Annotated in this window: 13 protein-coding genes; 5 read left to right on the top strand and 8 right to left on the bottom strand. The window is 71.9% G+C overall.

Going from position 1 to position 13,183, the window contains the following annotated elements; translation table 11 throughout:
• Positions 1-32: 32 nt before the first annotated feature.
• The gene (locus tag WA675_RS06425) at positions 33-1,094 is read left to right on the top strand and encodes an LLM class flavin-dependent oxidoreductase (RefSeq protein WP_336082723.1); all 1,062 of its coding nucleotides are present in this window, start codon (positions 33-35) and stop codon (positions 1,092-1,094) included.
• A 78-nt stretch (positions 1,095-1,172) separates the two neighbouring features.
• Here the strand turns inward: WA675_RS06425 and WA675_RS06420 are convergent, their stop codons facing one another.
• Positions 1,173-2,735 (bottom strand): alpha/beta hydrolase, encoded by a 1,563-nt coding sequence (locus tag WA675_RS06420; protein ID WP_336082721.1) that lies wholly within the window; start codon positions 2,733-2,735, stop codon positions 1,173-1,175.
• 66 nt (positions 2,736-2,801) lie between these two features.
• Positions 2,802-3,281: a MarR family winged helix-turn-helix transcriptional regulator gene (locus WA675_RS06415; protein ID WP_336082720.1), complete on the bottom strand. Its 480-nt coding sequence runs from the start codon at positions 3,279-3,281 to the stop codon at positions 2,802-2,804.
• Between the two features lie 58 nt (positions 3,282-3,339).
• Between WA675_RS06415 and WA675_RS06410 the strand changes: the two genes are divergently transcribed.
• From WA675_RS06410 to WA675_RS06400, 3 genes are all read left to right on the top strand, one after another.
• Positions 3,340-4,179, top strand: coding sequence for an alpha/beta fold hydrolase (locus tag WA675_RS06410; RefSeq protein WP_336082718.1), 840 nt, complete (start codon positions 3,340-3,342; stop codon positions 4,177-4,179).
• A gap of 30 nt (positions 4,180-4,209) precedes the next feature.
• Complete coding sequence (locus WA675_RS06405; protein ID WP_336082717.1) at positions 4,210-5,850, top strand: bifunctional 3'-5' exonuclease/DNA polymerase; 1,641 nt, start codon at positions 4,210-4,212, stop codon at positions 5,848-5,850.
• A gap of 79 nt (positions 5,851-5,929) precedes the next feature.
• Positions 5,930-6,583, top strand: a complete 654-nt coding sequence (locus WA675_RS06400; RefSeq protein WP_336082715.1) for a LysR family substrate-binding domain-containing protein — start codon at positions 5,930-5,932, stop codon at positions 6,581-6,583.
• 129 nt (positions 6,584-6,712) lie between these two features.
• On the opposite strand, the gene WA675_RS06395 is transcribed toward WA675_RS06400, so the two are convergent.
• Positions 6,713-7,267, bottom strand: a complete 555-nt coding sequence (locus WA675_RS06395; protein WP_336082713.1) for a winged helix-turn-helix transcriptional regulator — start codon at positions 7,265-7,267, stop codon at positions 6,713-6,715.
• 93 nt (positions 7,268-7,360) lie between these two features.
• Here WA675_RS06395 and WA675_RS06390 point away from each other — a divergent pair, with 93 nt between their 5' ends.
• Positions 7,361-8,572 carry a pyridoxal phosphate-dependent aminotransferase gene (locus WA675_RS06390; RefSeq protein WP_336082711.1) on the top strand — a complete coding sequence of 404 codons (1,212 nt, stop codon included), beginning with the start codon at positions 7,361-7,363 and terminating at the stop codon, positions 8,570-8,572.
• 15 nt (positions 8,573-8,587) lie between these two features.
• Here WA675_RS06390 and WA675_RS06385 read toward each other — a convergent pair whose 3' ends face one another.
• The 5 genes from WA675_RS06385 to WA675_RS06365 all read right to left on the bottom strand — a co-directional run bounded on the left by WA675_RS06385 (position 8,588) and on the right by WA675_RS06365 (position 13,168).
• Positions 8,588-9,253 carry a carbohydrate ABC transporter permease gene (locus WA675_RS06385; RefSeq protein WP_336082710.1) on the bottom strand — a complete coding sequence of 222 codons (666 nt, stop codon included), beginning with the start codon at positions 9,251-9,253 and terminating at the stop codon, positions 8,588-8,590.
• Positions 9,243-9,803: a carbohydrate ABC transporter permease gene (locus tag WA675_RS06380; RefSeq protein WP_336082708.1), complete on the bottom strand. Its 561-nt coding sequence runs from the start codon at positions 9,801-9,803 to the stop codon at positions 9,243-9,245. Before WA675_RS06380 ends, WA675_RS06385 begins: the two co-directional genes overlap by 11 nt.
• 180 nt (positions 9,804-9,983) lie before the next feature.
• On the bottom strand, positions 9,984-10,835 hold the full coding sequence (locus WA675_RS06375) for a metallophosphoesterase (protein WP_336082706.1): 852 nt from the start codon (positions 10,833-10,835) through the stop codon (positions 9,984-9,986).
• On the bottom strand, positions 10,832-11,995 hold the full coding sequence (locus WA675_RS06370; protein ID WP_336082704.1) for an extracellular solute-binding protein: 1,164 nt from the start codon (positions 11,993-11,995) through the stop codon (positions 10,832-10,834). The genes WA675_RS06375 and WA675_RS06370 overlap by 4 nt, the downstream gene beginning before the upstream one ends.
• A 45-nt stretch (positions 11,996-12,040) precedes the next feature.
• Positions 12,041-13,168 carry an ABC transporter ATP-binding protein gene (locus WA675_RS06365; protein ID WP_336082703.1) on the bottom strand — a complete coding sequence of 376 codons (1,128 nt, stop codon included), beginning with the start codon at positions 13,166-13,168 and terminating at the stop codon, positions 12,041-12,043.
• Between the last annotated feature and the right edge of the window lie 15 nt (positions 13,169-13,183).

The raw sequence follows: 13,183 nt of genomic DNA, 5'->3' as shown, positions 1-13,183 counted from the left end.
GCGGGCGCCGCGGCCGGGTCGATACTCGGCGGGTGAGCCTCGAATTCCTCTGGTACATCCCCAATCAGGTCACCCCGGGTCATCGCGGGGAACCCGTCGTCGCCGGGCACAACAGCCTCGACACCCTGACCGCGCACGCCAGGGCACTCGAGACGCACGGCTGGCAGGGGGCCCTGCTCGGCACCGGCTGGGGCAGGCCCGACACCCTCACCGTCGCCGCGTCGCTGGCCGCGCGCACCGAGACCTTCGAACCGCTCGTCGCCATCCGTCCCGGCTACTGGCGGCCCGCGAACTTCGCCGCCGCGGCCGCCACCCTCGATCACCTGACCGGCGGCCGGGTGCGGGTGAACATCGTCTCGGGCAAGGACGATCTGGGCGCCTACGGTGACAGCGAGGGCGACCAGGCCGACCGCTACGCGCGCACCAGGGAGTTCCTGCAGCTGGTGCGCAAACTGTGGACCGAGGAGAACGTCACCTACCGGGGCGAGCACTTCCAGGTCACCGATTCCACCGTGCAGCCACGGATCGTCGTCCGGGGCGAGCGCCGTCATCCGACGCTGTATTTCGGTGGGGCGTCCGCGGCCGCCGAACGTGTCGCCGCCACCGAGGCCGATGTGCAGCTGTTCTGGGGCGAACCGCTCGACGGTGTCCGCGAGCGGATCGAACGCCTGCGCGCGCTGAGCGACGAACTCGGCCGCGAGCACGCTCCGCTCGAATTCGGCCTGCGCATCACCACTTTCGTGCGTGACACCACCGAACAGGCCTGGGCCGACGCGGAGGCGAAGGTCGCCGAGATGGCGAAAAGCGCCGGTGCGGGCGCGAATCCACGCCGCCGCGCAGCCGTCGGCCAGCAACGCCTGCTCGATCTGGCCGCGCGCGGTGACGTGCTCGACGACAACCTCTACACCGCCCCGGGCCGCTACGGTGGCGGCGGCGCGGGCACCACCTGGCTCGTCGGCTCCGCCGAGGACGTCGCGAAATCCCTGCGCAAGTACCGCGACCTCGGCATCACCCATTTCGTCCTGTCCGACACGCCCTACCTGCGCGAGATCGAACGCCAGGGCTCCCAGCTGCTGCCCCTGCTGCGGGACTGACCCCGGCACGGGCGAGGTGGTGCGGGACCTCATCCATCGTCACCGCCTCTCCCGCGACCTGCTGGACTTCGCCCGGCGCTAATCCGCGAACGGCAGCCGGTCGACCGTGCACGTCGTCCCGGCTGCCGGAACGACGAGGTCGACGAGATAGCGCTCGCGCAACTCGGTCACGCAGTCACCGGTCGGCTCGTGACCGTAGCCGTCGGTGACGACCACCAGCCGGGCCCCACCCAAAGCCTGGGCCGCCCGTTCGGCACCGGACAGCGGTGTGGCCGGATCGAAGCGGTTGTTCACCAGCAGCGCCGGGACGGAGGAGCGCCACGGGCCCGGAAACCGCTGGGGGAACCCGTCTTCGGGCATCGGCCAGGTCGCGCACGGCTGACGGAGGTAGAGCCAGAACGGCCCGAAGAACGGGGATTGCGCGGCGCTGTCCGCGGCGAATTCGGGCCAGCGGTGGGGGTGGCGGCCGACGGCATTGTCGGCGCAGGAGATCGCGACGAAGGAGTCCAGGAAGTCGCCGGTGAGGGTGACCGCGCCGAGAACCTGACCGACCACCTCCGGATCGCCGTCCGGGCCCGCCGCGAGCTCGCTCAGCAGGGCCGCCAGCGCGGGCCAGCCCTGGTCCGGGCGGTAGAGCAGCATGGCGTGCGCGTGGACGAGCTGGCTGTGGGTCACCGTGATCGCCGTGTCGCCGCTCCCGACCTGGATCGGTGCCGCGGCGGACTGTTCGAGCAGCGAGGTGTCCCGGGTGAGGACGTGGTCGGCGGATCCACCGCCGAAGGGGCAGCGTGCGACCCCGGCCTCGGCGCACAGCCGGGCGAACTCGACGCGGACCTCCTCGGTGCCCCGGGCGGTGCGCGCGATATCGGCGCGGGTGTCGAGGGTGTAGCCCTCGGAGTCGACGATCGAGGACAGGTGCAGGGCACGGACCCGATCCGGGAACAGCGCGCCGTAGGTCATGCCGAGATAGCTCGCGTAGGAACCGCCCTCGTAGGTCAGCGCGGGGTCGCCGACGGCGCGGCGCAGCAGCTCGAGGTCGCGCGCGGCGTCGGCGGTCGTCAGATGGGCGATGAGATCACCACCGAACTCCGCACAGCCCTCGGCGAATCGGGCACTGCCGTCCGTCACGGCCTGCTCCTCGCTCCCATCGGTCGGCGGAATCGGCAAGCCGAGCCAGAAGTCCTGTTGCGCCTGCGAATCCGCGAAGCAGCGCACGGCGGCACTGCGCCCGATCCCGCGCTGATCGAAGGTGACCACGTCGAATCGCTCGCTCACCACGCCCGGGAACATCGGCCCCCCGGCGGCCCAGTCGATGCCGGAACTGCCGGGCCCGCCCGCCGCGGTGAACAGGGTGCCGATCCGGTGCGCGGGATCGAGGGCCCGCTGCCGCACCACGGCCAGGTCCACCGCCGGGCCGTCGGGCCGCGCGTAGTCGAGGGGGACCGGCACCCGGGCGCAGTCGTCGCCCGCCAGGCCGGGTTCGGCGCAGGGGGCCCAGGCGATCTCGGGCGTGGGGACGGCGTCGGCCTGGGCGGCCAGGGCCGCGGCCGTGGGCGCCGAGGACGCCGTGGTCGTCGGGCCACAGCCGGTGGCCAGCAGGGATGTCACCGCGAGGGCGGCGAGAACTCGTACAGCGGACATGGATTTCATGATCGAGGCGGTGTGCGTCCGATGTCGTCCCCCGTTCGGCGGATGGGAACCCCGAAATCACGGGGCGGCATCGGCCGTGCCCTCGGAATCGGCGAAGGACATCCGCAGGTGGCGTAACACCGCCAGGCAGGCGTCGACCTGCGCCTCGGTCAGGTCACCGCCGAGATCGCGCAGCACGGCGAGCTCGCGGGCCGTCGCCGTGTCGAGGGCCGCCCGGCCCCGATCGGTCACCGCGATCAGCGAGGACCGGCGGTGCCGGGGATTGTCCCGGATCTCGACCAGCCCGGCCTGCGCCGCATCGTTGACGGTGCGCTGCACGAACTGCCTGCTCAGCGCCAGCGTGCGGGCCAGCTCCGGAACGGTTCGCGGCCCGCCTCCGGCGAGCAGTTCCAGGACGGCGCGGATACCGACGGAGATCCCCTGGGCCAGGGTGTCCTGCTCGATCCGGCGATACACCTGCCGGTAGAGGACGCCGACCTCGGCGAAGACTGTCAGGAGCCGCCGCGCGCGATCGTCGGATGTCGAGTGTTCGGTCACGCCGTTCAGTATGACACCTGGGTTGTCAATATTCCGAAACTATGACACCTTGGTTGTCATGTCCGACTCGGTCGATCACCACACCTTCCACGCCCCCGGCGGCGTTCTCGCCTATCGCGACACCGGCGGCTCCGGTCGCCCGGTCGTCCTGCTGCACGCGGCCTTCGTGGACTCCTCGCTGTTCGGCCCCCAGCTCGCGCACCTGCGCCGCGAGCACCGGGTGATCGCCCCCGACGCGCGCGGGCACGGCGCGTCCGCGGTCGCGACCGGGCCGTACCGCCGGGCCGACGACGTGGCGGCCCTGCTGCGGTACCTCGGCGTGGAATCGGCCGTGCTGGTGGGTGTTTCGATGGGCGCGATGACCGCGGTCGAGACCGCGCTCGAATACCCCGACCTGGTGGCCGGTCTGGTGGTGGGCGGCCGCGGCATCGGCGAACCGGAGTACCGCGACAGCTGGTCGCGGGAACTGCTCGCCCGCCAGGACGCCGCCCTCGCAGGCGGGAATCTCCCGGCCTGGCTGGACGGCTTCGTCGAGTGGGCGGTCGGCCCGCGCCGCGCACCCACCGAGGTGGACCCCGCCGTCCTCGACCACCTCCGCCGGGCGGCCGCGCGGACCCTCGCCAAATACGCCGAGCCGCGACCGGACCCGGTGGTACCGGTCGCCGATGTCGCGCGCCGCGCCCGCCGGATCTCGGTCCCGGTGCTCGCCGTCGACGGCGCCGCCGACGCCCCCGAACTCACCGCGACTGTCGACACCCTGCTGCGCGCGGTGCCCTACGGCCGCCGGGTGACCATCGAGGACGCCGGGCACTTCCCGAACCTCGAACAGCCCGCGATCTACAACGCGCTGGTCACCGAGTTCCTCGCCGCGCTCGACCCGGCGCGGGCAGCGCGCTAGTTTGTCGGACCCCGCTGCCAGACTCGGACCGTGCGATGGGCGATAGCGGAGTCGGGTGACGGTGGCGCACGCCTGTGCCCGCTCGACTCCCAGGGCAATCCGGCGGGCCCGGTGCGCACGGAAGCGTCGCTGGTCGAGGCCGTGCGGTCCCGGCCCGAGGTGGAACGCTGGGTCTGGCGCTCGACCACCGAGATCTACCGCCCGCTGCTCGCCGCGGGCGTGCGGGTCGAGCGCTGCTACGACGTGCAAGCCGCCGAGGCCCTACTGATCGGGCACGAACAGGGACAGTCCGGCCAGGCGCGATCGCTGGCGGCGGCCTGGGCGCGGCTGCACCACCTGCCCGTCCCGGAGGACGCCCCCGCGCGCGCCGCCGACACCGAGCCCTCGCTGTTCGACTCGGCGCCGGTCCCGCTGCCGCCCGGCGTCGACGAATTCGCCGCCCTGCTGGCGGTATACGCCGGTCAGCTGGCCCGCACGGCGCAGACCGAGCACCCGGACCGTATGCGGTTGCTGCTGGCGGCCGAGTCGGCGGGCATGCTGGTCGCCGCGGAGATGTCGCAGGCCGGGATCCCGTGGCGCGCCGACATCCACCGCGAACTGCTCGACACCCTGCTGGGGGAGCGCTTTCCCGGCGGGCTCGAACCGCGCCGGATGGCGGAGCTGGCCGAGGAGGTGTCGCGAGCCTTCGGCGTCCGCGTGCGCCCCGACCTGCCCGCCGAGATCGTGCGGGCCTTCGCCCGCGCCGGGGTCGAAGTGTCCTCCACCCGGAAATGGGAACTGCAGCGCATCGACCATCCCGCCGTCGCGCCGCTGCTGGCCTATAAATCGCTGTATCGCGTGCACACCGCGCACGGCTGGTCCTGGCTCGACCAGTGGGTGCACGGCGGCCGGTTCCGCCCCGAATACCTGCCCGGCGGCACGGTTTCCGGGCGCTGGACCACCAATGGTGGTGGCGCCCTGCAGATCCCGAAGATCATCCGGCAGGCCATCCGCGCCGACCCGGGCTGGACGCTGGTGGTCGCCGACGCCGCGCAGATGGAGCCGCGGGTGCTGGCCGCCGTCTCGCGCGATCCCGCGCTGATGGACGCCGCGGGCCGTCGCGAGGACCTCTACGCCGACCTGGCCGCCCGCGGGTTCGGCGGCGACCGCGCCCGCGCGAAACTCGCGCTGCTCGGCGCCATCTACGGCCAGACCTCCGGCGACGCCCTCACCCACCTGGCCGCCCTGCGCCGCCGCTATCCGGCGGCCGTGGCCTACGTCGACGATGCCGCCCACGCCGGGGTCGAGGGCAGGCTGGTGCGCACCTGGCTGGGCCGCACCTGTCCACCGGTGCCCGCCGAGGAGAACCTGTCCGGCTTCACCGGCACCCCCGCCGCCCGGGCCAGGGGCCGGTTCACCCGCAACTTCGTGGTGCAGGGCAGTGCCGCGGACTGGGCGCTGCTGGTGCTGGCTGGCCTGCGCCGGAGCATCGCGCAGGCCGGGCTGCGCGCCGAACTGGTCTTCTTCCAGCACGACGAGGTGATCGTGCACTGCCCGGCCCCGGAGGCCGCGACCGTCGTCGCGGCGATCGCCACCGCCGCCGACACCGCGGGCCTGCTCGCCTTCGGCCCCACGCCGGTGCGCTTCCCCTTCACCACCGCGGTGGTGGACTGCTACGGCGACGCCAAGTGAGCGCCGCGATGTCATCCGGCATTCACCGCCGGTTATCCGCCCCCGTTAGCGTGAAGGGACGCGGAAGGAGCCCGGCGTCATGGAATTACGGCACCTCGTCTCGTTCATCGCCATCGCCGAAGAGCACGTGCTTCCGGGTGCGCTGACCACGATGACCGAACGGCATCCCGATGTCGTTGTCTCGCTGTGGGAGAAGCGCACCGGACCGCAACTGGCCGGGCTGGCCGACGGCTCGCTGGACGTGGCCCTGGTCTACGGGCATCCCGGCACCGCGGAGTTCCGGCACCGCCGCCTGCTGCACCGGATTCCGCTGGTGGCGGTGGTCGGCAGGCGGCATCGCTGGGCCGATCGCCCCGGAGTCTCCTTCGCCGAGCTGCGCGACCAGGAATGCGTGCTGTTCGGCCGCGACCAGTGCCCGGCTATGTACGACACGATCCTGCGGTCGGCGTCCGCGAGCGGCATCGCCCTGCACATCACCCACACCGCCGACGATCCCGGCGCCACCGCGCACTTGGTGTCGGTCCGTCCGCTGGTCGGCTTCGCCTCGTTGCCGCGGGCCGTGGCGATGGGGATGGGCGCGGCGCAGGGTCACGCGGTGGCGGTGAAACTCGTCGACCCGGTGCCGACCCTGGACGTGTACGCGGTGTGGCGGGCCGAGGAGGTCAACCCCGCCGTCTCGCTGTTCCTGGCGTGCCTGGACGCCGCCGACGAGGTGACGGCACTGTCGGCCTGAGATCCCGGCTAGCCTCCGGACCGTGCACCCGTCCACCGAGCTGTCCGGATGAGCGCGGCTCGGCATGGCCGCGCATCCGGACTATCCGGTGGGCTATCTCGACCAGCTGGCCGAACCCTTCCGGCGCCGTTAGCCCGCGGTGAGCGCGCGGGCGCCGGTGGCGATCTCGGTGGCTTCGGCCAGATCCAGCCGCAGCTCCCGATCGGGCGCGTGCGCCGGGCCCTCGTGGTGGGTGACGCCGTCGGCGGTGATCACGTAGTGCAGCACCGTCTCGCCGATGTGGACCGTCACGGTCCCCTCGGGGACCAGGGCGGCGACCGCGCGACCCAGCGGCAGCGCCAGCCAGTGCGCGCGCACCGCGTCGGTGGGCTTGCGCTCGCCGAGCAGCGGGGCGCCCCAGGCCGAGAGCGCGTCGAGCACCGGCCGCAGCGCCTGCCCCGACGCGGTCAGCTCGTAACTGGACCGCATACCGTTGCGGTGATGGGTGAGCAGGCCCTCGCGTTCGAGATCCTTGAGACGGGTGGCGAGCATATCGGTGCTGATCCCGGGCAGATCGGCGAACAGATCGCTGTAGCGGCGCGGCCCGGAACACAGTTCCCGGACCACGAGCAGGGTCCACCGGTCGCCGACGAGGTCGAGGGCACGGCTGACCGCGCAGTAGTGGTCGTAGCTTCGGCGTGGCACGTGTACTACTTTAACCAGTGGCTTGGAAAAACCAAGTGAAATCTTGGAAATACCAAGTAGTGTGTGCGGCAACCACGGTTCGGAGGGATGTTCATGCAGGTCAAGCAGTCCAGCAAGCTGTCGGGAGTGTCGTACGAGATCCGCGGCCCGGTCGCGGAGGAGGCCGCGCGGCTCGAGGCCGAGGGGCATCACGTCGTCAAGCTCAACACCGGCAACCCGTTGATCTTCGGTTTCGACGCGCCCCCGGACCTGTTGCAGGACATGGTCCGTACGCTGCCGTCCTCGACCGGCTACACCTCCTCGAAGGGGCTGCTCTCGGCCCGGCGCGCGGTGGTGCAGTACTACCAGACCCTCGGTGTCGACGATGTCGATGTCGAGGAGGTCTTCCTGGGCAACGGTGTCTCGGAGCTGATCATGATGGCGATGACGGCCCTGCTCGAGACCGGCGACGAGGTCCTCGTCCCGGCCCCGGACTTCCCGCTGTGGACCGCCGCGACCGCCCTCAACGGAGGCACTCCCGTGCACTACCTGTGCGACGAGGGCGCCGACTGGTACCCCGACCTGGCCGATATCACCGCCAAGATCACCGACCGCACCCGTGCCATCGTCCTGATCAACCCGAACAATCCGACCGGGGCGGTGTATCCGCCCGAGGTCCTGCGCGAAATCCTCGAGATCGCCCGCAGGCACAATCTGGTGGTCTTCGCCGACGAGATCTACGACAAGATCTACTACGACGACCTGGCACACACCGCCATCGCCTCGCTGGCCCCCGACCTGCTGTGCCTGACATTCTCGGGTCTGTCCAAGAACTATCGCGCCGCCGGTCTGCGCTCGGGCTGGCTGGTGGTCTCCGGCCCCACTCAGCACGCCGCGAGCTACCTCGAGGGCCTGACCATGCTGGCCGGTCTGCGCCTGTGCGCGAATGTCCCTGCCCAGCAAGCCATTCAGGCCGCTCTCGGCGGGCATCAGAGCATCTACGACCTCACCCTGCCCGGCGGCCGCCTGCGCGAACAGCGCGACCGCGCCTGGGAGGCCCTCAACGCCATCCCGGGTGTCTCGTGCGTGAAGCCCAAGGGCGCGCTCTACGCCTTCCCCCGCATCGATCTGGACATGTACCCGATCCACGACGACGAGAAGTTCGTCCTCGACCTGCTGCTGCAGGAGAAGATGCACATCGTCCAGGGCACCGGCTTCAACTGGCCGCGCCCCGACCACTTCCGCATCGTCACCCTGCCGCACGCCGACGAGCTCGAGGCCATCATCGAACGCATCGGCCGCTTCCTGGCCACCTACCGCCAGTGATCGCCCGGTCGGGTCTCATCGCAGGCCCGACCGGACGAAGGCGTCGGCGATGTGGCGCTGGAGCACGAGGTAGAGCAGCAGCACGGGCAGGCAGGCGAGGGCGGCCAGGGCCATGAGCGGACCCCACTGATCGCCCTCGGTGCTCATGAAGCTGCGCAACCCCAGCTGGAGCACGGCATCGGAGCGGCGCAGGACCACCGCGGGCCAGAAGTACTCGTTCCAGGCGTTGATGAACAGCAGGATGGCCAGCGCGGCCAGGGCGGGGCGCAGGGTGGGCACGACGACGGTCCAGAGGATGGACCAGGAGCCGCGGCCGTCCATCTTCGCGGCGGCGACGAGTTCCTTGGGGAATCCGTCCATGTGCTGGCGCAGCAGCAGGATCGCCAGCGCCGAGCAGAGGGTGGGCAGCACGCAGCCGAGCAGCGCGATCAGCAGTTGCCCGGCCGCCGAGAGTGTCGCCACCACACCGGTATTGAGGATCAACCCGGCGACGTCCACCTTCCGCGCCGCGTCGAGATAGTTCTCGATCGACAGCGGCCAGGGCACCGGCGTCAGCGACCCCACATCCTGGGGCGTGCGCAGCGAGGTCGCGAACAGCCAGTAGATCGGGAACACGCACACCAGTGCCGTCCCGGCGAGCAGCAGGTGGCTGCCCGCGCGGCGGAATCGGTCAATCATCATGGACGGCCACCCTGTCCGAGATCCACACCAGGAACAGCACGGTGGGCGAGAGCAGCGGCAGAGTGATCCAGCGCCGGATCTGCCCCGGCGTGGCCCCGTCGACCCGCGCCGCCTCGCCGTAGTCGCCATGGATGCCCGCCAGCCCGGCCGCCACCACCAGCACCGCGAATCCGAGCAGTTGCCAGCCGGTGATCACCACGATCACCGCCTGCGCGGTCGCGGTGTCGTAGACCCAGTTGCGCCCGGACCCGGCCAGCCGGTCGACGAAGCCGGTCCCCGGATGCAGCAGCCACCGCCACACCGCGGCCGCCGCGACGGGCGCGACGAGAAACGGCGCGAACACCAGCGCCTGATAGAGCGTGCGCGCCCGGCCGGACACCCGCTGGGCGGCCGGGGCGAGCAGCACCGGCAGCACCACCGTGAACGGCAGCAGGCCAGGATCAGCGTGGCGGTGCGGCCCAGCGAGCCCCAGAACGCCGGAAGGTCCAGCAGCCGCGCGTAATTCGCCGTGCCGACCGGACGGATCGGCGCGGTCGGCAGCAGATTCCACGACGAGGTCGACAACTGCACGGCCTGCACCAGCGGCTGATACGTCCACACCACCAGCAGGATCAGCGCCGGAGCCAGATACAGGTAGGGAGCGACGAGCCGGGCCGCCGCGCGCCGGGTGACCCGGCGGCGCGCCGGGACGGGGGAGACGGTGACGGGTTCGGGATCGAGGACGAACATGTCAGCCCGCCCGTTCGGTGAGCGCCGCCAGCTGGGCGAGCACCTCGGCTTCGGCCCGGTCGTAGAGCGGGGTCGCCGGGGTCGCCTCGATCGCGGTGGCCAGCATGGTCGACCCGACGAGATCGATACGGCTGTAGCCGAATCCGGTGAAACCCCGGTGCCTGCCCACCGGTGCCATCGGATCGATCCGGTAGGACAGCGCGGGCCCGATCCACACCGGGATCCCCGCCAGCGCCGCGGCACCGGTGAGATGGTTGTGCCCGCACAGGATCATCCGCACATCCGACCCGGCCACGACTTCGGCCAGCCGGTCGGCGCCGGAGAGCTTGAGGGCGTCGACGGTGGCCACGGCCGCGGGCAGCGGGGGATGGTGCAGCACCAGCACCGTGCCCCGCGGGGCGGGGGTGCGCAGGTGGGTGACCAGCCGATCCAGCTGACCGGGTTCGAGCCTGCCGTCGTGGCGGCCCGGGGTGGTGCTGTCGAGCGCGAGAATACGCACCCCGGCCACCTCGGTGTGCTGGTCGAGCGGCACGGCGGGGTCCACCGGATCGTGGTCGAGGAGTTCGGCGGCGAAGGCGGCCCGGTCGTCGTGATTGCCCATCACATAGACGATGGCGGCGCCGAGCTCGGCCGCGACCGGTTCGACCAGGGCCCGCAGCCGCCGGTAGGCCGCGGGCGCCCCGGTGTCGGCGAGGTCGCCGGAGAGCACCAGCGCATCCACGTGCCGGTCCGCGCCGCGCAGCTGGTCGAGGACCCGGCGCAGATTCCGGTCGGTGTCCACCGCGCCGTGGACGAGCTCCCCGGCCGGGCGCAGGTGCGTGTCGGTGAGCTGGACCAGCGTGAACCCGCTCATGACGCGGGCAGCAGTGCGGTGCCCGCCGCCTGCGCGGCGGCCAGCGTGGACCGGGGATCGCTGCCCTGGAACACGATCGCCTCGACCGCCTCCATCATCCCGTCGCGCACCTGCAGATAGTTGTCGCCGGGCATCGAGACCCACGGCTCCATGGTGGCGAGCTGGGCGACATTCGGCGCCAGCAGCGGGTCCGCCGCGGCCCACTCCGCGAGCGCGCCGGGCTCGCCCAGCAGACCGGTGCGCAGCGGCAGATAGCCGATGTCGCGGGCGATCCGGGTATAGGACTCCTCGCCGCGGGCGAACGCCTCGTAGCCCTGCTTCTGGTTCAGCACGGGCATGGCGCCGGAGGTCACCAGATCCCGCGCCATCCGGGTCACCTCGACGGCGGGGTCCTCCGCGTAGGTGAGGGTGCGCCGGTCCGGCGAGATGACGCGGCCGCCGTTGGACCGCACCAGCGACTGGAAGCACCAGTCCATGGCGGACTTGGTCAGGCAGTCGAGGTAGATGCCGCCGCGGCCGGTGCGCTCGGCGATCCGGGCGGCCGCGGTGGCGGCCTCGGCCCAGGTGGTGGGCGGCCGCTCCGGGTCGAGCCCCGCCGCCGTGAACAGCGAGGCGTTGAAGTACAGGACGGGCGTGGAGAACACGAACGGCATGCCGTAGGTGTGGCCGTCCCAGTCGTCGAGGGTGCGGGCGCGCGGGGCGTAGGGATGGCGTGCGCCGTCGAAGGCGCGGTCGACCTCGTCGCGCCCGACCAGCAGATCCAGCGGGGCCGCTCCCAGCTGACGCACGGTGAAGTCCAGATCGCTGAAACCGAGCTGGGCGACATCCGGTGGCGCGCCCGCGACCAGCTGGTTCTGGATACTGGAGATGGTGTCGGTGGCCGGATTCGGGCTGTTGCCCTGCGGCTTCCGCGCGGTGACGGTGATATTCGGATACCGCTCGCCGAATTCGGCGAGCAGGGCGTCGAAGGTGTCGGTCCAGGCCCCGGCCATCCCGTAGTTGTAGGACTCGAAGACGATCGAGACCTGCTGTCCGGGCGCGAGTTCCGGGATTCGCGTGGTGTTCGCGGGACCGGGGGACGCGGTGCCGCCCAGGCCGCAGCCGCTCACTGCGAGCACGGTGGCCAACACCGCGCCCAGGACGGGCCGGGTGCGTGTCATGGTGGTTCTCCTCATCGATGGGTGCCTGGGTGATGGGTGCCTGGGTCAGGCGACGGGCACGGCCGCCGCCGGTCGCGAGAGCGAGTTCTCCTGCGGCGCCTGCCAAGTCAGCCGCAGGCCGGTGCCGGGGTCGAACAGGTGGATGTCGGCGGGATCGGCCCGCACGGTGACGGACTCGTCGACCCGGACCCCGGCCGGGCGCGGGGCCCGCACGCACAGCTCGGTCGCGCCGACCGCGAGCTGCACGAGCTCCTCGCCGCCGAGGTTCTCGACCCGCCGCACGGTGCCGCCGATGCAGCCCGCGGTGCCACCGAGCCGCAGCCGTTCGGGCCGGATACCGGCGATGACCGGCCGGGCGGTCCCGAGCTCGCCGGTGCGGCCGAGTGGGGTGTCGACGCCGTCGGCGGTCAACCACAGGTCGCCCGCCCGCGCGCGCACGACGGCGGGGAACAGGTTCATCGGCGGCGAGCCGAGGAATCCCGCGACGAAGGTGGAGCGCGGCCGGTCGTAGAGCTCGGCGGGAGTGCCGCACTGGGCGATCCGGCCCGCGTCGAGCAGCGCGATCCGCGAGGCCATCGTCATCGCCTCGACCTGGTCGTGGGTGACGTAGAGGAAGGTCGCGCCCAGCCGCCGATGCAGTGCGACCAGCTCGGCCCGGGTCGCGCCGCGCAGCTTGGCATCCAGATTCGACAGCGGCTCGTCCATCAGGAACGCCCCGGGATCACGCACCATGGCCCGGGCCAGCGCCACCCGCTGACGCTGCCCGCCCGAGAGCGCCGCGGGCTTGCGTTCGAGCAGCTCCGAGAGCTCCAGCGTGGCCGCCACCCCGGCGACCCGCCGCGCGATCTCGGCCCGCCGCACCCGCCGGGCCCGCAGCGGGAACCCGATGTTCCCGGCCACCGACAGATGCGGGTACAGCGCGTAACTCTGGAACACCATGGCCAGATCCCGCCGCTGCGGCGCCACCCCGGTGACATCGGCGCCGTCCACCAGAATCCGGCCCGCGCTCGGCTCGGTCAGCCCCGCGATCATCCGCAGCAGCGTGGACTTGCCACAGCCGCTGGGCCCGAGCAGGACCAGGAACTCACCGTCGGCGACGTCGAGGCTCACCTCGCGCACCGCGTGGTGCGCACCGAACCGCTTGGACACCGCCTCGATCTGCAGTCGTGCCACGTCTCTCTTCCGGCC

This window comes from Nocardia sp. SSK8 (assembly GCF_037034205.1).
GTDB lineage: Bacteria > Actinomycetota > Actinomycetes > Mycobacteriales > Mycobacteriaceae > Nocardia.
Note: the sequence above shows the minus strand (reverse complement) of the source record. Positions and strands in the feature narration are given on the sequence as shown.

Bases quoted from the DNA above. Each gene is read 5' to 3' on its own strand.
- WA675_RS06385 (WP_336082710.1), bottom strand. From the start codon at position 9,253: ATGATGATTGACCGATTCCGCCGCGCGGGCAGCCACCTGCTGCTCGCC.
- WA675_RS06370 (WP_336082704.1), bottom strand. From the start codon at position 11,995: ATGACACGCACCCGGCCCGTCCTGGGCGCGGTGTTGGCCACCGTGCTC.
- WA675_RS06410 (WP_336082718.1), top strand. From the start codon at position 3,340: ATGTCCGACTCGGTCGATCACCACACCTTCCACGCCCCCGGCGGCGTT.
- WA675_RS06420 (WP_336082721.1), bottom strand. From the start codon at position 2,735: ATGTCCGCTGTACGAGTTCTCGCCGCCCTCGCGGTGACATCCCTGCTG.
- WA675_RS06390 (WP_336082711.1), top strand. From the start codon at position 7,361: ATGCAGGTCAAGCAGTCCAGCAAGCTGTCGGGAGTGTCGTACGAGATC.
- WA675_RS06400 (WP_336082715.1), top strand. From the start codon at position 5,930: ATGGAATTACGGCACCTCGTCTCGTTCATCGCCATCGCCGAAGAGCAC.
- WA675_RS06375 (WP_336082706.1), bottom strand. From the start codon at position 10,835: ATGAGCGGGTTCACGCTGGTCCAGCTCACCGACACGCACCTGCGCCCG.